Origin of the sequence: Methylopila henanensis (assembly GCF_042681025.1) — a bacterium.
GTDB classification, from domain to species: Bacteria; Pseudomonadota; Alphaproteobacteria; order Rhizobiales; family Methylopilaceae; genus Methylopila; species Methylopila henanensis.
In genome coordinates, this window is record NZ_JBHUER010000004.1 from 85726 (window position 1) to 107109 (window position 21384).

A 21384-nucleotide genomic window follows, 5' to 3' on the forward strand; every position below is an offset into this window, starting at 1 on the left:
CTGCGGGCCGCCCTCCGCCCGCCTTCGTTTCTCAAGGAGCCTTCGTCCTCATGGCCAAGTCCGCGGACGCCCCCAGCGGCGCGCTGAAGATCGCGTTCCAGAAGCCCGACGCAGACGTCTCGGGCGTCGTGGTCGCGCTCGCCGGCCCCGACCTCGCCTTCGGTCCCGCGACGGCCGCCGCGATCGCGCCGGCGCGCGAGGCGCTCGGTCGGGCGGCGACGGCCGAGCGGTTCAAGGCGGCGCAGGGCTCCGGCTTCGAGCTGCTGGCGCCGGCGCTCGACGGGGTCGAGCGCCTGATCGTCGTCGGGCTCGGCGACGGCAAGGAGCCGACCGACTGGGTGAAGCTCGGCGGCCAGATCCGCGGCAAGGTCGCCTCCGGCGCGACCGAGTTCACCGTGATCGCCGAGACGGCGGAAGGCGCTCTCGCCGCCGAGGCTGTCGCCGACATCGCGCTCGGCGTCCGGCTGCGCGACTACGCCTTCGACGTCTACAAGACCAAGAAGAAGGACGACGAGCGCGGCAGGCTCGCGAAGGTCACGTTCGCCGTCGGGGACGAGGCGGCCGCCAAGAAGGCGTGGAAGCTGAAGGAGGGCCTCGCCGAGGGCGTCGAGCTCGCCCGCACGCTCGTGAACGAGCCGCCGAACGTGCTGACGCCGACCGAGTTCGCCAAACGCGCCGCGGCGCTCGAGAAGCTCGGCGTCGAGGTCGAGATTCTCGGCGAGAAGGAGCTGAAGAAGGCCGGCTTCGGCGCGCTGCTGGCGGTCGGCCAGGGCTCCGTGCAGGAGAGCAAGGTCGCGATCATGCGCTGGAACGGCGCGAAGGAGAAGAACGCCCAGCCCGTCGCCTTCGTCGGCAAGGGCGTGATCTTCGACACCGGCGGCATCTCCATCAAGCCGTCCGCCAGCATGGAGGACATGAAGGGCGACATGGCGGGCGCCGCCTGCGTCGTCGGCCTCATGCACGCGCTCGCCTCCCGCAAGGCCAAGGTCAACGTGATCGGCGCGATCGGCTGCGTCGAGAACATGCCGGACGGCGGCTCCTATCGCCCCGGCGACATCATCACCGGCCTGTCCGGCCAGACCATCGAGATCATCAACACCGACGCCGAAGGGCGGCTCGTGCTGGCCGACGTGCTCTGGCACGTGCAGGACCGCTTCAAGCCGAAGTTCATGGTCGACCTCGCGACGCTCACCGGCGCGATCCTGGTCGCGCTCGGCGTCGACAACGCCGGCCTGTTCTCGAACGACGACGAACTGTCGGAGCGGCTGTACAAGACCGGCCTCGCCACCGGCGAGAAGGTGTGGCGCATGCCGATGGGCCCGGAGTTCGACAAGCTGATCGACTCGAAGTTCGCCGACATGAAGCAGACCGGCGGACGCCACGGCGGCTCGATCACCGCCGCCCAATTCCTGAAGCGGCACGTCAACGACACGCCCTGGGCGCATCTCGACATCGCCGGCACCGGCATGGGCAGCCCCGCGAGCGACATCAACCGCAGCTGGGGCTCGGGCTGGGGCGTGCGGCTGCTCGACCGGCTCGTGAAGGACTATTACGAGGAGTGAGCGCCGCCGGCGAGACCGCCGCCGGGCGGCGTCCGGCGATCCGCGCGATGACCGACCGCGACGTCGAGGCCGTCGTCGCGGTCTGGGCGGCGTCCGGCGTCGCCCGCCCCTGGAACGACCCGGCGCGCGACATCGCCTTCGCCCGCCGCGATCCGCATTCCACGGTCCTGGTGGCGGAAGCCGACGGACAGGTGGTGGCGACCGCGATGGTCGGCGAGGACGGCCACCGGGGATGGGTCTACTATGTCGCGGTCGATCCCGACCGTCAGGGCGAGGGGTTCGGCCATGACGTCATGGCGGCGGCCGAGGCCTGGCTCGCCGCGCGCGGCGTCTGGAAGGTCCAGCTCCTGATCCGGGAGGACAACGTCGGCGTCCGGCGGTTCTACGAGAGCCTCGGATACCGCGACATGCGGACCGTCTGCATGCAGAAGGTCATAGGATGACGGCGGCCGGGGCGCGATGACCGAAGTCCTCTTCTACCACCTCACCGCGCATCCGCTCGCCAAGGCCCTGCCGGCGCTGCTGGAGAAGTGCCTGGAGCGGAAGTGGAAGGTGGTCGTGCAGGCCGCCGCGCCCGAGCGCGTCGCGGCGCTCGACGACGCGCTGTGGACCTACGCCGACGAAAGCTTCCTGCCCCATGGCGCGGAGGCGGACGGCGCCGACGAGACCGTCTGGCTCACCACCTCCGACCGCAATCCCAACGGCGCCGCCGTGCGCGTGCTAGTGGACGGAGCCGCCCCGCCGGACCTCGGCGCCTACGAGCGCGCGCTGATCATGTTCGACGGCCATGACCCCGACGCCGTCGACGCCGCCCGCGCGCAGTGGAAGGCGCTGAAGGAGGCCGGCCACGCCTTGACCTACTGGCGGCAGGACGACGACGGCCGCTGGCGCAAGCAGGCTTGAAGCGCGGGCGGACCCCGGCCGGAGCTTCTCTCCGCGCCATTTGATCCAGCGCAAGGCGGGGCGCACGGCTCCGGACAAAGCTGCTCCCGTCGCCAAGGGAGGGCTCCATGCCGATCGAATCCGCCATCGTCGTCGCTCTGGTCGTCGCCACGTTCGCGACCTTCGCCGGAACGCTGTTCTTCACCGAGCGCGCACAGGCCAAGGCCCGCAATCAGGCCTGAGCCGGAGGAGGGGGCCGCCTCAGAGCGGCGCGCAGGCGGCCTGCAGCCAGGCCCGCGTGTCCGCGTCCACGAGGCGGCCGATCTCGGCCAGCACCCGCGCGTGGTAGGCGTCGAGCCAGCCGCGTTCCTCCGCCGTCAGCAGGCTAGGCGCGATAGCGCGGCGGTCGATCGGCGCGAGCGTCAGGGTCTCGAAGCCGTACATCTCGCGCTCGGCGCCGGGAATCGTCAGGCGCTCCACCAGCACCAGCGTCTCGGTGCGGATGCCGTAATGGCCCTCTTTGTAATAGCCGGGCTCGTTGGAGAGGATCATTCCGGGCTCCAGCGGCGTGGTCCCGAGCTTCGAGATGCGCTGCGGCCCCTCGTGCACCGACAGGTACGAGCCGACGCCGTGGCCCGTGCCGTGGTCGAAGTCGAGGCCCGCCTCCCACAGCGGGCGGCGCGCGAAGGCGTCGATCTGCGCGCCGGAGACGCCCTTGGGAAACACCGCGGTCGAGATCGCGACATGCCCCTTCAGCACGCGCGTGAAGCGGTCCTTCATCTCCTCTGTCGCGGAGCCGATCACCACGGTGCGGGTGACGTCGGTGGTGGCGTCCTCGTACTGCGCCCCGCTGTCGATCAGGTAGAAGCCCGGCGTCAGCCGCGCGTTGCTCGCCCGCGTCACCCGGTAGTGCGGCAGCGCGGCGTGCTCGCCGGCCGCCGAGATCGACGGGAACGACACGTCCTTCAGCAGCCCGGTCTCGCGGCGGAAGCTTTCGAGCGCTTCCGCGGCGCCTATCTCGTCCAGCGCGCCCTTCGGCGCTTCGGCGTCGAGCCAGGCGAGGAAACGGCAGAGCGCCGCGCCGTCGCGGAGCTGCGCGGCGCGCGCGCCTTCGATCTCGACGGCGTTCTTCACCGCCTTGAGCTTGGCGATCGGGTCGGGGCCGCGCTGCAGCTTGGCGCCGGCGGCCTCCAGCCTGCGGCCGAACGCGGCGGCGGCCGACGACGCGTCCACCCGCACGGTCTTGCCCGAAAGCCGCTCCAGCGCCGCGTCGAGCGCCGCGGGCTCCGCCACCTCGGCCAGGCTTTCGAGCTCGGCCCGGACGGCGTTCGAGAGCTTGCGGCCATCGAGGAACACGGCGGCGCGGCCCTGCGCCGGGATGAGCGCGAAGCCCAGCGGCAACGGCGTGTGCGCGACGTCGGCGCCGCGGATGTTGAACGCCCAGGCGAGCGCGTGCGCGTCCGTCACCAGCAGCGCGTCGGCCCGCGTCTTGGCGAGCTCCTCCGCAATCCGGCCGAGCTTGCTCTCCACGGTCTCGCCGGCGAAGGCGGCGTCGTGGGCCACGACCGGCGTGAGCGGCGGGGCGGGGCGGTCGGCCCAGATCGCGTCGACCGGGTTTTCCGCCACCGCGACCAACTCGGCGCCGGCGTGCTCGGCGGCCTTCTCCAGCCGCTCCAGCCCCTCGATGGTGTGGAGCCGCGGGTCGTAGCCGACGCGGGCGCCGGCCTTCAGGTTCCGCTTCAGCCATTCGCCCGGCGGCGTGTCGCCGACATTCACGGCCGTGAAGGCGGACGGGTCCACCTGCGTCCGCGCCTGCACGGTGTAGCGCCCGTCCACGAACAGCGCGGCGCGGTCGGCGAGCACCGCGACGAAGCCGAACGAGCCGGTGAAGCCGGTGAGCCAGGCGACGCGCTCGGCGGAGGGCGGAAGGTACTCGTTCTGGTGCTCGTCCGCGCGCGGCAGCAGGAAGCCGTCGAGACCCTGGGCGGCCAGCCTCGCCATGAGCGCGGCGAGCCGCGGCGCCCCCTGCGAGGGATCGGCGGTCTCGTCGAAGGTCTGGAACTTCGCTTCGAACATGGGAGATGACACCTCAACCTCGCGCCCGGGCGTCGAGCCGGGTCCCGTTCACGCGCCGTCATGGTCCGGCTTGACCGGACCATCCACGCTTACCGCCTCGCACGACGCCCAAGATGGGTCCTCCGGAAACCCGGATGTTTCCGGGTTTCTTTGAACCAGTAACTCAGATCGGCAAAAGCCGATCTGAACGCAAGCCGGAGGACGACGCGGAGCCCTCACCCCTTGAGCACAAGCGTCGACCAGCCTTCGAGCTGGCGAGACCCCACAAGCGCGAGGCCTTCCGCCACATAGGCCGCGAGCACGCGCTCCTCCTCGTGGTTCATGAGCCCCGACAGCACCACGCGGCCCTCCGGCGCGAGATGGCCCTTCACATCGGGCGCGAGCTCGACCAGCGGGCCGGCGAGTATGTTCGCGACGATCAGGTCGAACGGGCCGCGCTCCGCGAAGACGGGATGGTCGAAGCTGGTGGCGTGGATGGACTCCACGAAGGCGCCGGCGCCGTTCGCCTCGGCGTTCTCGCCGGCGATGCGGGCGGAGGTCTCGTCGATGTCGGTCGCGAGCACGGGCGACTGCTGGGCCCGCGCGATCGCGATCGCGAGCACGCCGGTGCCGGAGCCGAGGTCGAGCACGCGCTCGAACCGGCGCTCCGTCAGCAGCTCGTCGATCGCGAGCAGGCAGCCGCGGGTGGTGCCGTGGTGGCCGGTGCCGAAGGCGAGCGCCGCCTCGATCTCGATGCCGATGACGTCGGCCGGGACCTTGTCGCGGTCGTGGGAGCCGTGGACCACGAAGCGGCCGGCCGGCACGGGCGCGAGCCCGGCGAGGCTCTTCGCCACCCAGTCCGCCTCCTCGATCGCGTCCGCCTCGATGCGCAGGCCGGCGCTCTCAGGTCCCAGCGCCTCGCGCAGGGCGGCGGCGAGCTCGTCCGCCGTCGCCTCCGGGCCGCCATAGACCTCGACCGACCAGTCGTCCTTCGTCACCTCGAAGGCGGCGATCGAGGCTTCGCCGAACGGAAAGGCGTCCTCCAGCACGTCGGCGACGCGCTTGGCGGTCGCCTCGTCGAGACGCAGGCGGACGAGGGGGGTGGACATGGGACGATCGGGCTCCCGGGAGGCGTTGGCGATCCGATAGGCGATCGGCGCGCCTCCGTCCAATCCTGCGACGCCGGTCAGCGGGATACGAACGCGATCGTCTCCAGCAGCACGCCCTCGAAATTGGCCCGCGCCATCGCCTTGTCTTTGGCCGAGCAGATGATCTGGTAGCGCTTGCCGCCGCGGTGCAGGATCGCGTTGATCGCATGGTGGGTCAGGCCGCCGGCGAGCCGGACTTCGCGCTCCACCTCCACCACGTCGAAGCCGCGGACCGTACGCGTGGCGGCGGGGCCCAGCGTCACCTTGCCTCGGAGCTCGGGGCGCTCCAAGGCGTTGCGCTCGTGCTGGGCGCGGTAGTCCGCGGCGGCGATGGGCGGACCGTCCGACGCGCTCGCGACCGTGATGCGCGACCCGGACCCGCAGGCGTCGAACCTGGCGCAGTCGAAGGTGAGCACGCCCTGGGCGTCCTCGCTCTTCTCCCAGTCGTCGAAATCGAAGGCGCGGGCCGGCGCCGGCATGCTCGCTCCCATCAGCGCGGCGGCGAGGACGAGAAAGGCGGCGCGTCCGCGCATCACGCCGCCTTCACGAAGCTGTCCACCACGCGCTTGTGGCCGGCCTTGTCGAAGGCGACGGTGAGCTTGTTGCCGTCGACCTCCACCACCGTGCCGTTGCCGAACTTCTGGTGGAACACGCGAGCGCCCTTGCCGAAGCCGGCGGATTTGGCGGTGGATGAGGCGACCAGCTCGCCTTCGATCGTCACCGGCCCGCCGCGGCGGGCGCCGGGGCCGGGGGAGGCGGGGCCGCGGCTCTCCTGCGCGCGCCGCCAGCCCGGCGTGTCGTAGGTGGATTTGAACGGCTCGGCGCGGTCGAAGCGGCTGGCGCCGTAGGAGCCGCCCATTCCGCCGCCGCCGAAGGTGGCCGGCGCCTCGATCACGTCGACGTCGGCCTCCGGCAGCTCGTCGAGGAAGCGCGACGGGATCGAGGACTGCCACATGCCGTGGATGCGCCGGTTGGAGGCGAACCACAGCTTGGCCCGACGTCGCGCGCGGGTGACGCCGACATAGGCGAGGCGGCGCTCCTCCTCGAGGCCGGCGCGGCCGCTCTCGTCGAGCGAGCGCTGGTGCGGGAACAGACCTTCCTCCCACCCCGGCAGGAAGACCGTGTCGAACTCCAGCCCCTTCGCGGCGTGCAGCGTCATGATGGTGACGGCGTCCTCGCCGGGACCGCGGTCGGCGTCCATGACGAGCGAGACGTGCTCCAGGAAGCCGCGCAGGTTCTCGAACGGCTCCATGGAGCGCACCAGCTCCTTGAGGTTCTCGAGCCTGCCTTGAGCCTCCGCCGAGCGGTCCTTGGTCCACATGTCGGTGTAGCCGCTCTCCTCCAGCACCTGCTCGGCGAGCTCGGTGTGGGGAATCTTGTCGACGAGCGCCGACCAGCGGTCGAAGGACTGCGCCAGCTCCTTCAAGGTCGCGCGCGGCTTCGGCTTGAGGTCGGGCCCGTCGAGCAGCCGGCGCGCGGCCTCGAGCAGCGGAATCTCCTCGGCGCGGGCGACCTCCACGATCTGCTTCAGAGCCGCGTCGCCCAGGCCCCGCTTCGGGGTGTTGTAGATGCGCTCGAAGGCCAGGTCGTCCGCCGGGCTCGCGACGACGCGCAGATAGGCGAGGGCGTCCCTGATCTCGGCGCGCTCGTAGAAGCGAGGGCCGCCGATGACGCGGTAGGGCAGACCGAGGGTGATGAAGCGTTCCTCGAACTCGCGCATCTGGAACGAGGCCCGCACGAGGATCGCGATCTCGTCGAGCTTGTGGCCCTTGGACTGCAGCGCCTCGATCTCGTCGCCGATCTGGCGCGCCTCCTCGCCTGAATCCCAGGCGCCGGCGACCGTCACCTTCTCGCCGAGCTCGGTCTGGGGCCTCAGCGTCTTGCCGAGGCGACCTTGATTGTGGGCGATGAGGTGGGAGGCGGCGTTCAGGATGTGGCCCGTGGAGCGGTAGTTGCGTTCGAGCCGCACCACCTTCGCGCCCGGAAAATCGCGCTCGAAGCGCAGGATGTTCTCCACCTCCGCGCCGCGCCAGCCGTAGATCGACTGGTCGTCGTCGCCGACGCAGGCGAGGTTGGTCGAGCCCTTCGCCAGCAGCCGCAGCCACAGGTACTGCGCGACGTTGGTGTCCTGATACTCGTCCACCAGCATGTATTTGAACCGCCGATGGTACTGCTCCAGCACGTCCGGATGGTCGCGGAACAGCTTGATCGGCTCCAGCAGCAGGTCGCCGAAATCGACCGCGTTCAGTTGGCGCAGCCGCGCCTGATAGATGGCGTAGAGTTCGGCGCCGCGCCCGGCCGCGAAGCTCTGGGCCTCGCCCGCCGGCACGTCCTTCGGGGACAGCGCGCGGTTTTTCCAACCGTCGATGGCGAAGGCCAGCTGGCGCGCCGGCCAGCGCTTGTCGTCGATGTTCTCGGCGGCCAGCACCTGTTTCAGCAGGCGGATCTGGTCGTCGGTGTCGAGGATGGTGAAGCTCGAGGACAGGCCGGCGAGTTCGGCGTGGCGGCGCAGGATGCGGGTGCCGATCGAGTGGAAGGTGCCGAGCCACTGCATGCCCTCGGCCACTTCGCCCAGCAGCTTGCCGACCCGCTCGCGCATCTCGCGCGCGGCCTTGTTGGTGAAGGTGACGGAGAGGATCTCGAACGGCCGCGCTTTTCCGAGCGCCAGGATGTGGGCGATGCGCGTGGTCAGCACGCGGGTCTTGCCTGTGCCGGCGCCGGCCAGCACCAGCAGCGGGCCGTCGAGCGTCTCCACCGCTTCCCGCTGTTCGGGGTTCAGGCCCTGCAGATAATCGGGCGCGCCGGCCGGACGGAGCGCGGCGGCCGCGCGCGCGGCGATGCCGCCGGCGCGGGGCGCCGGCAGCGTCAGGTCGTCGGACGGACGGTCGTGGAAGTCGGACAAGGCGTCGATAAGCTCCGGACGGGCGCGCGGCGAAAGCTCTGCGCGACTCGAAAGTCGTCTAGGAGAACAAAATGGCGCCGGAAGGTCCGAAATGCGAGCGCGCGGCGCGCCTAGGGCGCAGGAGGCTGCGGACAAGCGGTTCCGGAAGCATTCGGGCATGTATTGAAGTGAAAGTCGCCGCCTGCGTCCGCACGTGACTTTCCGGGCGAAGAAGCTTCGGTCCAGTTCAAGGAACCAATTTCATCTGGGCGGCGTTGCTTTGCCGATCAACATGAGGAGACTTCAGTCCATGCGCATCCGCACAGCCGTTCTTGGCGCCGCCTTCGCCCTCGCCGTCCCGGCGGCGTCCTTCGCTCAGGAAGGCACTGTGTCCGGCGCCGCCGGCGGCGCGGTCACCGGCGCGGTGGTCGGCGGCCCCGTGGGCGCCGCGGTCGGCGGCGTCGCCGGCGCCGTGGCCGGCACCCTGATCGCGCCGCCGAAGCAGGTCCGCACCTACGTCGTCCAGGAGCAGCGCCCGTCCGTCGTCTATGAGGGCGAGGTCGTCGTCGGCAAGCCGCTGCCGGAGACCGTCGAGGTCTACCGCGTGCCGGACAGCGACTACAGCTACACGATCGTCAACGACAAGCGTTACATCGTCGACCAGGATCGGCAGGTGATCGAAGTCGTCGAATGACCTGAGCGGGCTTTGATGGGCCCTTTGCGAACCCCGCGCCCTGGGCGCGGGGTTTTTTGCGTCAGCGCCGCATCCCGACCGAACGGCCGAGCCAGTCGAGTTCCGCCGCGGCGGGGCGGCATCGCTCGACGGTCGCCTCGATCAGCGCGCGCACGTCGTCCGGCCATTGCGCGACGCGCCGCGTCTCGAGCGAGACCACGAGCGACACGCCCTCGACCGTCGTCACCACCGTCCCGTCCGGCCGGCGCACCAGCTCGACCGCCCAGCGCGCCCGCTTGGCGTCGGACTCGATCAGGATGACGCGCCCCACGATCTCGTCGCCGAAGTTCATCTCGGCGAGGTAGCGCACATGCATCTCGCCCGCGAAGGTGGTGAGGCCGCGTTCGCCGAACTCCGGCCCCGCCTTGAACGCCGAGAAGGCGAGGTCGAGCGCCGTGTCCGCCAGAACCAGATGATAGGCCATGTTCACATGGCCGTTGTGGTCGAGATAGGAGGCCTCGATCGCGAGCGGCGGGGTGACGAAGGCGGGGTCGGTCATGCGGTCGGGCTTTCGGGCTGCGATCGGCGCCGCAGGGTTACGACAGCGGCCGCCTGAAAGCGAGCCGCGGGCCGGATGTCGCGGCCGGGCGCGAATGCTCCTATGGTCGCGCCGCCCGTGGCGTCGCCTCGAAGGATTCCGTCCGCTCCCATGCCCGCTCTCGCCGCCCGTCCCGAAGCCGATGCGCTCGGCGCCGCGCTCGAACGTCTCGCCGCCCGGTTCGGTCCGCGGCTCTCCACCTCGAAGGCGGTGCGCGAGCAGCACGCCAGCACCCTGACCTGGGTCGAGCCGCAGCCGCCGGACGCGGTCGTGTTCCCCGAGACGACCGAGGAGACCGCCGAGATCGTGTCGGTCTGCTCAGGCCATGGCGTGCCGGTGGTGCCGTTCGGAACCGGCACCTCGTTCGAAGGCCACGTCAACGCGCCCTATGGCGGCGTGTCGATCTCGACCGCGCGGATGGACGCGGTGGTCGCCGTCCACGCCGAGGATCTCGACGTGGTCGTCCAGCCCGGCGTCACCCGCAAGCGCCTGAACGAGCATCTGCGTGACCAGGGCCTGTTCTTCCCCATCGATCCCGGCGCGGACGCGAGCCTCGGCGGCATGGCCTCGACCCGCGCCTCCGGCACGAACGCGGTGCGCTACGGCACCATGAAGGACAACGTGCTGGGACTTACCGCGGTGCTCCCTTCGGGCGAGATCATCCGCACGGGCGGCCGGGCGCGGAAGTCGTCGGCCGGCTATGACCTCACCCGGCTTCTGGTCGGCGCGGAAGGCACGCTCGGCGTGATCACCGAGCTGACGCTCCGGCTTCAGGGGATTCCGGAGGCGATCGCGGCCGGCGTCTGCCCGTTCCCGACCGTCGAGGCCGCCTGCGACGCGACCATCGCGACGATCCAGTCGGGCCTGCCGGTCGCGCGCATCGAGCTCTTGGACGAGGTGCAGATCCGCGCCGTGAACCTCTACTCGAAGCTCGCGCTGCCGGAGGTCCCGACGCTGTTCCTCGAGTTCCACGGCACGGAGGAGGGGGTGAAGGAGCAGTCCGCCCGCTTCGGAGAGATCGCGCGCGAGCTCGGCGGCGGGCCGTTCGACTGGGCGACCCGGGCGGAGGACCGCACCCGGCTCTGGGCGGCGCGGCACGACGCGTTCTGGGCGGCGCTCGCGCTGCGCCCCGGCGCGCGCTGCGTGCCGACCGACGTCTGCGTGCCGATCTCGCGGCTGGCCGAATGCGTGGCTGAGACCAAGCGCGACATCGCGCGCTCCGGCGTCGTCTCGCCGATCGTCGGCCATGTCGGCGACGGCAATTTCCATTGCCAGCCGCTGTTCGACATGTCGGACCCCGCGGAGGTGGCGACCGGACAAGCCTTCCTCGGCCGTCTCGTGGAGCGGGCGATCGCCATGGGCGGCACCTGCACCGGCGAGCACGGCGTGGGACAGGCGAAGATGAAGTATCTCGAGGCCGAGCATGGGCGCGGCGCGCTCGACGCCATGCGCGCGATCAAGCGGGCGCTCGATCCGCTGAACATCATGAATCCCGGCAAGATCGTGACTCCTTGAGCCGCCCTGCGACGTATAAGATCGCCGGGGCGGGGCGGCCGCCAAACGCCGGACGGACATAGGCTTTCACGTGAACAACACCCTCACCGGTCTGGGGCTCGCGCTCGTGCTTGCGCTCGTCGCCGCGCTGGTGGGGCCGTGGTTCGTCGACTGGAACGCCTACCGCGCCGACTTCGAGCGTCAGGCGAGCCGGATCGTCGGCGCGCCGGTGACGGTGTCCGGCGCGGTGGACGCGCGGCTGCTGCCGAGCCCCTATGTGCGCTTCCGCGACGTGGCCGCGGGCGCGGCGGACGCCCGGCTTCAGGCCGCGGAGATCGAGATCACGCTCGGCGTCGGCCCGCTGCTCCGCGGCGACGTGGTCGCGCAGAGCGTCCGGATCGTGCGGCCGCGGCTGTCGGTCACGGTCGGGGCCGACGGCGCGGTGAAGTGGCCCGGCGGCGCCGCGTCGGCTGCGCAGGAGACCAGCATCGCGCTGGAGCGGGCCGAGATCGTCGACGGCCGGATCGACGTCGCGGCGCCGGCCGGCCGCATCGCCCTGACGGGGCTGACGGGGATCGCCGAGGCCGGTTCGCTGAAAGGGCCGTTCCGCTTCGAGGGCGCCGCCGGCACGCCGCTCGGCCGGGCCGCGCTGAAGCTGTCGACGGGACGCGCGGACGCGGCCGGCGCGCTGCGGCTCAAGCTCGCCGCGACGATCGACGGGCGACCTGAAACGTTCGACGCGGACGGCCTTCTGACGGTCGGCGCGAAGCCGCGCTTCGAGGGTCAGGCGGCGCTCGCGCGCCCGACCCCGCGGCCGGGCGAGGGCGAGACCCCGGAGCAGGCGGCGGCGAAGGCTCCGCCGTGGCGGCTCGCGACGAAAGTGGCGGGCGATCCCGGGCGTCTCGGATTCGAGGCGATCGACGCTGTCTACGGCCCGGACGAGCGGGCGGTCCGGCTCGGCGGCGAGGGCGCGCTGACGCTCGGCTCCGCGCCACGCTTCGACCTCGCGCTCGCTTCCCGCCAGATCGATCTCGACCGCAGCCTCGACCTGGGAGGCGGCGGGCCGGCGGCGCGGATCGAGGCGCTGCTGCAGCGGCTGGGACCTGTGGCGCATCCCGCGCTCGACGGCGCCGTGAAGGTCGATCTCGGCGGGCTTCTGCTCGCAGGCGACGTGGTGCGCGGGCTGCGCGCCGAACTCGTCAGCGACAAGGGCGCCTGGCGGATCGGCCGCCTGACGGCGCAGCTTCCGGGCGAGGCCGCGCTCGGCGCCCGCGGCGCGATCGCCTTCATGGGGCAGGCGCCGGGCTTCGCCGGATCCGTGGACTTCTCGACCGGCGACCTCGGCGCCTTCCGGCGGTGGCTCGAAGGCGGCGGTGTCGACGGGCGCGCGGCGGTCCGAAAGCTCGCGGTCAAAGGCGACGTCACGGCGCGCATCGGCGGGCTCACCGTCGAGAACGCCCGCGTGACGGCCGACGGCGCCGCGAGCTCCGGACGCATCGCCTGGCGCGCGGCGGAGCGGGGCGAACGGGAGCGCGTCGAGGCGGCGCTCAGCGCGGACCGGCTGGATCTCGACGCGCTTGGGCTCGACCGGCTGATCCGATCGGCGGCCCGCGGGGGCGGCGGCGTCGACCTCATGCTGGCGCTCGACGCCAAGGCGCTGCGGCTGCTGGGCGTGGCCTTCGAGGACGTCGAGATCGATGCGACCGTCGACAAGAACGGGCTCGACGTCCGCAAGCTGCTCGTCGGGGACGCCGGCGGCGTCAAGGTGTCCGGCGCCGGCCGAATCGCGGCCGCCGCGCAGGACGGCGATCTCGCCTTCGACATCGAGGGCGATGATCTCCGCGGCCTTCTCACGCTCGCGCGCGCGGCCGGCCTGCCGGAGGCGGCCGTGGCCGCGATCGAAGCGCGGTCGTCCGAGCTCGCGCCGGTGAAGCTGTCGATTGATGTGACGATCGCCGAGGACGGCGGCGTGGCGACCGTGACCGGCGGGCTCGCCGGCGGCGCGATCGAGGCGCGCTACGCCGCGCCGGCCTTTTCGCCCGACGCGGAGACGGAGCTGACGGCGCGGCTGACGAGCCCGGACGGACGCCGGCTCGCGGCGCTGGCAGGTCTGGCGCTCAGCCCGGTCGCGCAGGCCGAGGGCGGCGAGGTCAGCCTGAACCTGAAGGGCGTTCCGGCGCGGCGGATGGCGGGCGAGGCGCGCGCGCGGGCGCTCGGCCTCGATCTCGCCGGGCGCGGCGAGGCGGCCGCCGGGGAGGGAGGATCCTGGACCGCGGCCGCCGACGCGACGCTCGCCTCCGGCGACGTCACCGGGGCGCTGGAGGCGCTGGGCCGGCTCGTGCCGGGCGCGGCGCCCGCGATTCCCGTCGACCTCGCGGCGCGCGTCTCGCTCGGCCGCGACGGTGTCGCGCTGGACGGGCTCAAGGGGGCGATCGCCGGCAGAACGGTCTCCGGACGGCTGTTGGCCCCGGTCGATCCGCGCCGGGGGGTGGAGGGCGAACTGGCGTTCGACAACCTGCCGCTGGCCGCCGTCCTCGGCGTCGCGCTGTCGCCCGACGCGCTTGCGCCCGCGGCCAGCGCGCGACGCCCGGTCTGGCCGTCGCAACCGTTCGGCCCCTCGCCGCTGCAGGGCCTCGCAGGCAGCCTCGCGGTGACGGCGAAATCCGTGGATGTCGCGCCGGGCCGCGCCGCGACGGAGGCGCGCTTCACCTTCGGGGCCCGGCCCGGCTCGATCGCGATCCGCGACTTCTCCGCCGCCTTCGCCGGCGGCCGGCTCGACGCGTCGCTCGACGTCGGGCGCCCCGACGCCAACGCGACCGTCGCCCTGCGCGCGAAGCTGACCGGCGCCCGTATCGAGCGGCTCGCAGGTCTTTCCGAGCCGGCCTCTCCCGTGGCCGGCGTGGTCGACGTCGCGGCCGACGTCCAGGGCTCCGGCCGGACGCTCGGGGCGATCGTCGCGACCCTGTCCGGCGCGGGCCAGATTTCGCTGCGCGACGGCGTGGTGCGCAGGCTCGACCCGGCGGCCCTCGACCGGATCGAGCCAAGGGTGATCGCCGGCCTGCCGCTCGAGGCGCCGAAGATCGCGGCCGAACTCGATCGCGCGTTTGCGGGCGGCGACCTCGTCCTCGCGCGGGCGTCGGCGCCCTTCACGGTCTCGGGCGGCGTGGTCCGCACCGGCGCGCTCGACGACGGTGGCGGGCCCGCGCGGCTCGGCGGCGCGATAAGCCTCGACCTGTCGCGGCTCACGCTCGACGCGACGCTCGGTCTGGCACCCCGCCGGCCGGACGCGCCGCAGGCTGCGACGGTCGCCTTCGAGGGGCCGCTCGCGACGCCGAAGCGACGGGTCGACGCGACCGCGCTCACCGGCTGGCTGTCGGTGCGGGCGGTCGAGCGCGAGACCCGGCGTATCGAGGCGATGGAGGCGGAGATGCGCGAGCGCGCCCGAATCGCGCGCGAGCGGGCGGTCGCCGAGGAGAAACGACGGGCGGAGGAGAAGCGGCGCGCCGACGAGGAGCGCGCGCGGGCGGTCGAGGAGGAGCGACGGCGGCAGGAGGCGGAGGAGCGCGCTCGCGCCGCGCTTCAGGCGCCGCCGCGTCCCGAGATCGGCCCCGCGACTCCGGCGCTGACGCCCGCGATCGACATCACCCCGCCCGGTGGACCGGGCGCGTCGGCCGATCCGCTGACGGGCGCTCCGCCGCAGCTCCGCTGAGGCGGCTCAGACGCCCGCGACGCTCGCCGCGGCGCCGGCCCGGCGGCGGTAGTGGTCGAGCACATGCAGGCGCACGGCCGAGGACAGGTTGCCGCCCTTGCGGCCGGCGTCGATCTCCGCGACGAGGCTGCGCAGCGACTGGCCGCGCTCACGCGCGATGTCCTTCAGCGCGTGCCAGAAGGCGTCCTCGAGGCTGACGCTGGTCTTGTGGCCGGCGACGACGATCGAGCGCTTGACGATGTCGGGGTTCGCGACCTCGCCGCCGCTGAAGGCGCCGTCCGGAAGGCCAGCGGGGGCGCCAAGATCGGTCATCAGGATGCCGTCGCCCGCGCGCGGGGCGTTGGCTTCGGCCAGGTCGATGGCTTCGGAAACCCGGTTCATGCGTCTGCGTCGCCCCCATTCTCTCGGCGGTGCCCGTCGAGAAGCCGCGCCGTCTGCTCGCGCCGCGCGGCCTCAGCAGCCTTCTCGCCCTTGCTGCGGCCAAAACGAATGCGGTTCTCGGAGGCCCCCGCCTCCTTCGCGTCCCGCTTTCGCTGCTTGCGCGCCTGGCGCAGATTGACGATGTCGGCCATCGCGGCGCGTTTTACACGCCCGCGCGCAGGAAATCGAGCGCCGAGACGGCCCGGCGCCCGATGGCCGGGCCTCAGCCCGGCTTGATCATCGTCTCCGGCCGCACCACGCGGTCGAACTCCTCGGCCGTGACGAAGCCGAGCTTCACGGCCTCCTCCTTCAGCGTCGTGCCGTTCTTGTGCGCGGTCTTCGCGACCTTGGTGGCGTTGTCGTAGCCGATGGTGGGCGCGAGCGCGGTCACCAGCATCAGCGAGCGGCCCATCAGGTCGGCGATGCGGACCTCGTCGGCCTCGATGCCGACCACGCAGTTGTCGGCGAAGCTGACCGCCGCGTCCGCGATCAGCCGGATCGACTGCAGCATGTTGTAGGCGAGCACCGGCTTGAAGACGTTCAGCTCGAAATGGCCCTGGCTGCCGGCGAAGGTCACGGCGGCGTTGTTGCCGAACACCTGGGCGCAGACCATCGTCAGCGCCTCGCACTGGGTCGGGTTGACCTTGCCCGGCATGATCGAGGAGCCCGGCTCGTTCTCGGGCAGGATCAGCTCGCCGAGCCCGGAGCGCGGGCCGGAGCCCAGGAACCGGATGTCGTTCGCGATCTTGAACAGTCCGGCGGCGACGGCGTTCAGCGCGCCATGGGCGTAGACATAGGCGTCGTGGGCGGCGAGCGCCTCGAACTTATTCGGCGCGGTGACGAAGGGCAGGCCGGTGATCTCGGCCGCCTTCTCGGCGAATTTCTCGGCGAAGCCGATCTTGGCGTTGATGCCGGTGCCGACCGCCGTGCCGCCCTGGGCCAGCGGATAGAGGTGCTGGAGCCCTTCCTTCACCCGCGCGACGCCGAGGCGGATCTGCGCGACGTAGCCGGAGAACTCCTGCCCGAGCGTCAGCGGCGTGGCGTCCTGAGTGTGGGTGCGGCCGATCTTGATGATGTGCTCGAACGCCTTCGCCTTGGCGTCGAGCGCGTCCTCGAGGTGTTTGAGGGACGGAATCAGCCGGTTCTCGATCTCCTCGGCGGCGGCGATGTGCATCGCGGTCGGGAAGGTGTCGTTGGACGACTGGCTCATGTTGACGTGGTCGTTCGGATGCACCGGCTTCTTGGAGCCGAGCTCGCCGCCCAGGATCTCGATCGCGCGGTTCGAGATCACCTCGTTCGCGTTCATGTTCGACTGGGTGCCGGAGCCGGTCTGCCAGACCACCAGCGGGAAGTGGTCGTCGAACTTGCCGTCGATCACTTCCTGCGCCGCGCTCGCGATCGCGTCGGCGAGCTCCGGCTTGAGGACGCCGAGCTCGCGGTTCGCGAGCGCCGCCGAGCGCTTCACCACGCCGAGCGCGCGGATGAGCGGCTTCGGCATGGTCTCGCCGCCGATCTTGAAGTTCTGCAGCGAACGCTGGGTCTGCGCGCCCCAATACCTGTCGGCGGGGACCTCGAGCGGCCCGAAGCTGTCGGTTTCGGTGCGGGTCGACGTCATGGCGCGGCTCTCGTGCTGGATGGACCGGATCGGCGCGTCAACGCGCCGCGGTCCGGTGCTTAGCACGCGCCTTCGCGCCGCGTCACGCCATGCGGGGAGAGCTTACTTCTTGCGGAACTTGTCGAGGCTTACGACCTCAGCGCCGCCGTCCGCGGCGGGCGTCCCGGCGGCGTCGTCCGGCTCCGCCGCGGCGGCCTCGGTCGGCTCCTCGGCTTCGGCCTCGACCGCGTCCTCGCTCTCGGCCGCGTCCGGATTGTCGAACTTCAGCCCGAACTGGACCGACGGATCGAAGAATCCGGTGACCGATTCGAACGGCACCACGAGCTTCTCCGGCACGCCGCCGAACGACAGGCCGACCTCGAAGCCGTAGTCCGAGACCTCGAGGTCCCAGAACTGGTGCTGGAGCACGATCGTCATCTCGGCCGGGTAGCGCTCGCGCAGGCGGTTCGAGAGCTTCACGTCCGGATCGGTTGTGCGGAAGGAGATGTAGAAGTGATGCTCGCCGGGCGTGCCTTCGCGGGCGACCCGGGACAGCACGTCGCGCACGACGCCCCGCAGCGCCTTCTGCGTCAGCAGGTCGTAGCGCATGAAGTCCTGGGCGGGCGGCGTCTGCTCGGTCGTCATGTCTGCCACATAACCGGATTCGACGACCGGGAAACACCGCGCCGGCTGTCGCAGGCGGAAATTCGGCGTCGCCGGCGTCAAAAGAGAAGTGGAGGTTTCTGTTGCCAGGTACCTCCGAACCCCGCCTAAAAGAGCTAACCCCTTAGGACTTTAATTTGGTTTTTCAAACCGCTCACGCGGCCTGAGCAACCGGAGCATAGTTGTCGTTGGCAACTATAGATTGAGCCCGATAACGGCGGTGCCATGCCGGGTGAAAGCTCGCCCTTTACGCCCCCGTCGATCCTGTTTCGCCCCCGCCGAAACCCACGGCGGACCATGGGCTTCGGTGGAGGCGCCGGGTGCTGCCCCCGGGTCCGAAGGGTTTATTGCGGCGACCGTTTATCACCATAGTCGGGCAAGCCCGACGCCCATGAATATAGGCGTGCCCGTGGCGCACCGGAAGCCCCCCACCGCGTCGCAGGCCGCGCGGACCGTTTTCGCTAACGCGTCCTTTCAACCGTCGATCAATTTTTAAGGATGCGACGCTAGCCTGCGCGCGCCGGGTTCCGCAGGGGCGGGCCCGAGGCGGGAGGCCAGAAGGTCGTGCGCATTCGGTCGAAGATTTTCATGCTGGTGGGCGGGCTGGGCGCCGTCGCCCTGCTGACGGCGGCCATCGGCCTGTCGTCCCTGCACGCGATGGAGGATTCCGTCGACGACGTGAAGAGCGCGGCCGAACAGGCGCTCAACAGCGAGCGGCTGAACCGGCTGGTGACGCGCGTCGTCATGGAGTCGCGCGGCGTCTACAGCGCCGACAGCACGGCGGAAGCCCGGAAGTTCAGCGAGGGCATCCTCGCCGGCCTCGCCGACATCGACGCGCTGCTCGCAAGCTGGGCGCCGACCGTGCCGGAGGCGGACCGCGGCCTGTTCGACGCGGTCACGGCCAGCGCCGCCGGGTTCAAGACCTTCCGCACCGAAACCGCGCGGCTTGGCGTCGAAGTCTCGCCCCAAGCGGCCAACGAGCAGGGCAACAACGAGGCGAACCGCGCCAACCGCCAGGCGTTCCAGGCCAGCGTCGACGCGATGACCGAGCGGAGCCAAAAGGCGGTTTCCGATGTCCACGACCGCTCCGACGCGCTCTTCGACGAGCGGCTCACCCTGATCCTGCTGGTCAGCTTCGGCGGCACCGGCCTGGCGCTCGCGATCGCCGGCGTCGTGGCGCACCGGCAGATCGCCGCTCCGCTGCAGCAGGTCGCCGCGGCGCTCGGCAAGCTCGCCGCGGGCGACTTCAACCTGCCGCCGGCCCGCGCCTCGAAGGACGAGGTCGGCGACATCTCCCGCAGCATGGAGGTTTTCGCCCGCGAGATGCGCGAGGCCGAACGCCTGCGCGCCGAGCAGGCCGAGAGCGAGCGCACGCGGATCGAACGCCGCCGCGCCGAGATGAACGGGCTCGCCGGCCGCTTCCAGGGCAGCGTCGGCGAACTGGTGCAGCAGCTTGCGGCGGCGGCGCAGGAGCTCGAGGTCACCTCGCGCTCGCTCGCGGCCAACGCAGACCAGACCAACGCGCAGTCCGGCGCCGTGCTCGCCGTCGCCAACGAGACCGCGGCAAACGTCAACGCGGTGGCGGCGGCGGCCGAGGAGTTCGCGGCCTGCGCCGGCGAGATCGGCTCGCAGGTCGCCCGCACCACGGAGGCGGCCTCCGCCGCGGTCGCGAACGTCGACAGCGCCCACGCCTGCGTGCGCCAGCTCGTCGACGGCTCGAACAAGATCGGCCAGTTCGTGCAGCTCATCCGCGAGATCGCCGAGCAGACCAACCTGCTCGCGCTCAACGCCACCATTGAGGCGGCGCGGGCGGGCGAAGCCGGCCGCGGCTTCGCGATCGTCGCTGCCGAGGTCAAGCAGCTCGCCGGCCAGACGGGCAAGGCGACCGAGGAGATCACGGCGCAGATCAACGCGATCCAGGCCGCGACCCGCGAGACGGTCCAGGCGATCGAGGGCATCGGCGTCACCATCGGCGAAGTCCACCAGATCGCGACCAGCGTCTCCGCCGCGGTGGAGGAGCAGCAGGCCGCCACCAACGAGATCGCGCGCAACGTCAGCGAGGCCGCCCGCGGCACGCAGCGCGTCAGCCAGGACATGGACGAGGTCCGTATCGCGGCCGACCAGGCCGGCGCCGGCGCCGGCCAGCTCCGGATCGCGGCGGGCGAGCTCGCCCAGCAGTCCTCGCAGCTCGGCAAGGAGGTCGACGACTTCCTGCACGAGGTGCGCGCCGCCTGACATCGGCGCCAGAGCTGTGGACGCATGGGAGGGCGCCTGCTGACGCGGGCGCCCTCGGTGCTATGGTGCGCCGGCTGGCACACGCGTCACGGCCCGGGCATGCAGACCTATCTCGACCTTCTCCGGCGGATCCTCGAAGAGGGCGTCCGCAAGGACGACCGCACCGGCACCGGCACCCTGTCGGTGTTCGGCGCCCAGATGCGCTTCGACCTGACGGAGGGCTTTCCGCTCGTCACGACGAAGAAGCTGCACCTGAAGTCGATCGTCCACGAGCTGCTGTGGTTCCTCGCGGGCGACACCAACGTCCGCTACCTGCAGGAGAACGGCGTCACGATCTGGGACGAGTGGGCGGACGCCTCGGGCGAGCTCGGTCCGGTCTACGGCCGGCAGTGGCGCTCCTGGGCCGCGCCCGACGGACGGACCATCGACCAGATGAAGGACGTGCTGGCGGAGCTGAAGCGCAATCCGTCGTCGCGCCGGCTGATCGTCTCGTCCTGGAACCCGGCCGACGTCCCGGCCATGGCGCTCGCGCCGTGCCACTGCCTGTTCCAGTTCGACGTGACCGACGGCCGGCTGTCCTGCCAGCTCTACCAGCGCTCGGCCGACGTCTTCCTCGGCGTGCCGTTCAACATCGCCTCCTATGCGCTGCTGACCCACCTCGTCGCCCATGAGGCCGGGCTCGCCGTGGGCGACTTCGTGCACACGCTCGGCGACGCCCATCTCTACCTCAACCATCTCGACCAGGCCCGCGAGCAGCTTGCGCGCGAGCCGCGTCCGCTGCCGAAGCTGCGCCTGAACGCGGCCGTGCGCTCGGTGTTCGACGTCCGCTTCGACGACATCGTGTTCGAGGGCTACGATCCCCATCCCGCCATCAAGGCGCCGGTGGCGGTGTGAGCGTTTCGCTTCGCGCCGCCGTCCCTTCGGACGCCAGCCTTGTCTACGCGCTGATCGGCGAGCTCGCGGTCTACGAGAAGCTGACCCATGAGGTCGCGGCCTCCGAGGCGGACATCGCCGCCGCGCTGTTCGCGCCGCAGCCCCGCGTGTTCTGCGAGATCGTCGACTGGGACGGCGCGCCGGCGGGCTTCGCGCTCTGGTTCTACACGTTCTCGACCTTCCGCGGCCGGCACGGGATCTATCTGGAAGATCTGTTCGTGCGTCCGGAGTTCCGCGGGCGGGGACTCGGCAAGGCCCTGGTCGCGCGTCTCGCGGAACGCTGCCGCGACGAAGGGCTCGGCCGGCTGGAGTGGTCCGTGCTCGACTGGAACGCGCCGTCGATCGAGTTCTATCAGGGGCTCGGCGCGCGCCCGGTCGAGGGCTGGACCGGCTACCGGCTCGACGGCGGGGCGCTGGCGGCTCTCGGCGGCGCGAAGCAGGAGTGAAGGCCGGTCACGCGACGCTTAGGCGAGCCTTAAGCGATGGCGGCGAAGGATCGGAACGTGTATCGCGAAAGGACGTTGCGGCCGGGCGGCG

The 21384-nt window shown here is 71.5% G+C and carries 18 protein-coding genes and 1 other RNA gene; 9 read left to right on the forward strand and 10 right to left on the reverse strand.

The features are described 5' to 3' along the window. Positions 1-50: 50 nt before the first annotated feature. From ACFSCV_RS06715 to ACFSCV_RS06725, 3 genes are read left to right on the forward strand one after another with little or no spacing between them, the layout of a single operon-like run. On the forward strand, positions 51-1562 hold the full coding sequence (locus ACFSCV_RS06715) for a leucyl aminopeptidase (protein WP_378798229.1): 1512 nt from the start codon (positions 51-53) through the stop codon (positions 1560-1562). Further along, the gene (locus ACFSCV_RS06720) at positions 1559-2005 is read left to right on the forward strand and encodes a GNAT family acetyltransferase (RefSeq protein WP_378798231.1); all 447 of its coding nucleotides are present in this window, start codon (positions 1559-1561) and stop codon (positions 2003-2005) included. The genes ACFSCV_RS06715 and ACFSCV_RS06720 overlap by 4 nt, the downstream gene beginning before the upstream one ends. Positions 2006-2021: 16 nt before the next feature. Beyond that, a complete protein-coding gene (locus ACFSCV_RS06725; protein WP_378798233.1) occupies positions 2022-2465 on the forward strand; it encodes a DNA polymerase III subunit chi in 444 nt (147 codons plus the stop codon). A gap of 240 nt (positions 2466-2705) precedes the next feature. Here ACFSCV_RS06725 and ACFSCV_RS06730 read toward each other — a convergent pair whose 3' ends face one another. The 4 genes from ACFSCV_RS06730 to ACFSCV_RS06745 all read right to left on the reverse strand — a co-directional run bounded on the left by ACFSCV_RS06730 (position 2706) and on the right by ACFSCV_RS06745 (position 8549). Continuing rightward, on the reverse strand, positions 2706-4520 hold the full coding sequence (locus ACFSCV_RS06730) for an aminopeptidase P family protein (protein ID WP_378798235.1): 1815 nt from the start codon (positions 4518-4520) through the stop codon (positions 2706-2708). 215 nt (positions 4521-4735) lie between these two features. Further along, the gene (locus tag ACFSCV_RS06735) at positions 4736-5608 is read right to left on the reverse strand and encodes a 50S ribosomal protein L11 methyltransferase (protein WP_378798237.1); all 873 of its coding nucleotides are present in this window, start codon (positions 5606-5608) and stop codon (positions 4736-4738) included. 77 nt (positions 5609-5685) lie between these two features. Then, entirely contained in the window at positions 5686-6180 is a 495-nt protein-coding gene (locus ACFSCV_RS06740; protein ID WP_378798239.1) for a hypothetical protein, read from the reverse strand. Further along, positions 6180-8549 carry an ATP-dependent helicase gene (locus tag ACFSCV_RS06745; RefSeq protein WP_378798241.1) on the reverse strand — a complete coding sequence of 790 codons (2370 nt, stop codon included), beginning with the start codon at positions 8547-8549 and terminating at the stop codon, positions 6180-6182. Before ACFSCV_RS06745 ends, ACFSCV_RS06740 begins: the two co-directional genes overlap by 1 nt. A 289-nt stretch (positions 8550-8838) precedes the next feature. Between ACFSCV_RS06745 and ACFSCV_RS06750 the strand changes: the two genes are divergently transcribed. Then, positions 8839-9222, forward strand: a complete 384-nt coding sequence (locus tag ACFSCV_RS06750; protein ID WP_378798243.1) for a DUF1236 domain-containing protein — start codon at positions 8839-8841, stop codon at positions 9220-9222. A 61-nt stretch (positions 9223-9283) separates the two neighbouring features. Here the strand turns inward: ACFSCV_RS06750 and ACFSCV_RS06755 are convergent, their stop codons facing one another. After that, positions 9284-9760, reverse strand: coding sequence for an acyl-CoA thioesterase (locus ACFSCV_RS06755; RefSeq protein WP_378798245.1), 477 nt, complete (start codon positions 9758-9760; stop codon positions 9284-9286). Positions 9761-9910: 150 nt separating this feature from the next. Between ACFSCV_RS06755 and ACFSCV_RS06760 the strand changes: the two genes are divergently transcribed. Together ACFSCV_RS06760 and ACFSCV_RS06765 are read left to right on the forward strand one after the other, a co-directional pair. Beyond that, positions 9911-11314, forward strand: coding sequence for an FAD-binding oxidoreductase (locus ACFSCV_RS06760; protein WP_378798247.1), 1404 nt, complete (start codon positions 9911-9913; stop codon positions 11312-11314). A gap of 70 nt (positions 11315-11384) precedes the next feature. Further along, positions 11385-15002 (forward strand): AsmA family protein, encoded by a 3618-nt coding sequence (locus tag ACFSCV_RS06765; protein ID WP_378798249.1) that lies wholly within the window; start codon positions 11385-11387, stop codon positions 15000-15002. Positions 15003-15008: 6 nt separating this feature from the next. On the opposite strand, the gene ACFSCV_RS06770 is transcribed toward ACFSCV_RS06765, so the two are convergent. The 5 genes from ACFSCV_RS06770 to ssrA form a co-directional block, all read right to left on the reverse strand. Continuing rightward, positions 15009-15242, reverse strand: a complete 234-nt coding sequence (locus ACFSCV_RS06770; protein ID WP_378798818.1) for a ribbon-helix-helix domain-containing protein — start codon at positions 15240-15242, stop codon at positions 15009-15011. A gap of 137 nt (positions 15243-15379) precedes the next feature. After that, on the reverse strand, positions 15380-15574 hold the full coding sequence (locus ACFSCV_RS06775) for a DUF4169 family protein (protein WP_378798251.1): 195 nt from the start codon (positions 15572-15574) through the stop codon (positions 15380-15382). 71 nt (positions 15575-15645) lie between these two features. After that, positions 15646-17037, reverse strand: coding sequence for a class II fumarate hydratase (fumC, locus tag ACFSCV_RS06780; RefSeq protein WP_378798253.1), 1392 nt, complete (start codon positions 17035-17037; stop codon positions 15646-15648). A 102-nt stretch (positions 17038-17139) separates the two neighbouring features. Then, entirely contained in the window at positions 17140-17661 is a 522-nt protein-coding gene (locus tag ACFSCV_RS06785; protein ID WP_378798255.1) for an SspB family protein, read from the reverse strand. A gap of 87 nt (positions 17662-17748) precedes the next feature. Then, positions 17749-18106: a transfer-messenger RNA gene (ssrA, locus tag ACFSCV_RS06790) on the reverse strand. 137 nt (positions 18107-18243) lie between these two features. On the opposite strand from ssrA, the gene ACFSCV_RS06795 reads away from it, so the two are divergent. The 3 genes from ACFSCV_RS06795 to ACFSCV_RS06805 all read left to right on the forward strand — a co-directional run bounded on the left by ACFSCV_RS06795 (position 18244) and on the right by ACFSCV_RS06805 (position 21293). Further along, positions 18244-19914, forward strand: coding sequence for a methyl-accepting chemotaxis protein (locus tag ACFSCV_RS06795; protein WP_378798256.1), 1671 nt, complete (start codon positions 18244-18246; stop codon positions 19912-19914). A 99-nt stretch (positions 19915-20013) separates the two neighbouring features. Beyond that, positions 20014-20808, forward strand: a complete 795-nt coding sequence (locus tag ACFSCV_RS06800; protein WP_378798820.1) for a thymidylate synthase — start codon at positions 20014-20016, stop codon at positions 20806-20808. Further along, a complete protein-coding gene (locus ACFSCV_RS06805) occupies positions 20805-21293 on the forward strand; it encodes a GNAT family N-acetyltransferase (RefSeq protein ID WP_378798258.1) in 489 nt (162 codons plus the stop codon). The genes ACFSCV_RS06800 and ACFSCV_RS06805 overlap by 4 nt, the downstream gene beginning before the upstream one ends. Positions 21294-21384: the final 91 nt, after the last annotated feature.

What these genes read in the sequence shown, in the direction of transcription:
- ACFSCV_RS06715 (WP_378798229.1), top strand. Translation starts at nt 51, where the DNA reads ATGGCCAAGTCCGCGGACGCCCCCAGCGGCGCGCTGAAGATCGCGTTC.
- ACFSCV_RS06725 (WP_378798233.1), top strand. Translation starts at nt 2,022, where the DNA reads ATGACCGAAGTCCTCTTCTACCACCTCACCGCGCATCCGCTCGCCAAG.
- ACFSCV_RS06730 (WP_378798235.1), bottom strand. Translation starts at nt 4,520, where the DNA reads ATGTTCGAAGCGAAGTTCCAGACCTTCGACGAGACCGCCGATCCCTCG.
- ACFSCV_RS06735 (WP_378798237.1), bottom strand. Translation starts at nt 5,608, where the DNA reads ATGTCCACCCCCCTCGTCCGCCTGCGTCTCGACGAGGCGACCGCCAAG.
- ACFSCV_RS06740 (WP_378798239.1), bottom strand. Translation starts at nt 6,180, where the DNA reads ATGCGCGGACGCGCCGCCTTTCTCGTCCTCGCCGCCGCGCTGATGGGA.
- ACFSCV_RS06750 (WP_378798243.1), top strand. Translation starts at nt 8,839, where the DNA reads ATGCGCATCCGCACAGCCGTTCTTGGCGCCGCCTTCGCCCTCGCCGTC.
- ACFSCV_RS06755 (WP_378798245.1), bottom strand. Translation starts at nt 9,760, where the DNA reads ATGACCGACCCCGCCTTCGTCACCCCGCCGCTCGCGATCGAGGCCTCC.
- ACFSCV_RS06760 (WP_378798247.1), top strand. Translation starts at nt 9,911, where the DNA reads ATGCCCGCTCTCGCCGCCCGTCCCGAAGCCGATGCGCTCGGCGCCGCG.
- ACFSCV_RS06775 (WP_378798251.1), bottom strand. Translation starts at nt 15,574, where the DNA reads ATGGCCGACATCGTCAATCTGCGCCAGGCGCGCAAGCAGCGAAAGCGG.
- fumC (WP_378798253.1), bottom strand. Translation starts at nt 17,037, where the DNA reads ATGACGTCGACCCGCACCGAAACCGACAGCTTCGGGCCGCTCGAGGTC.
- ACFSCV_RS06785 (WP_378798255.1), bottom strand. Translation starts at nt 17,661, where the DNA reads ATGACGACCGAGCAGACGCCGCCCGCCCAGGACTTCATGCGCTACGAC.
- ACFSCV_RS06800 (WP_378798820.1), top strand. Translation starts at nt 20,014, where the DNA reads ATGCAGACCTATCTCGACCTTCTCCGGCGGATCCTCGAAGAGGGCGTC.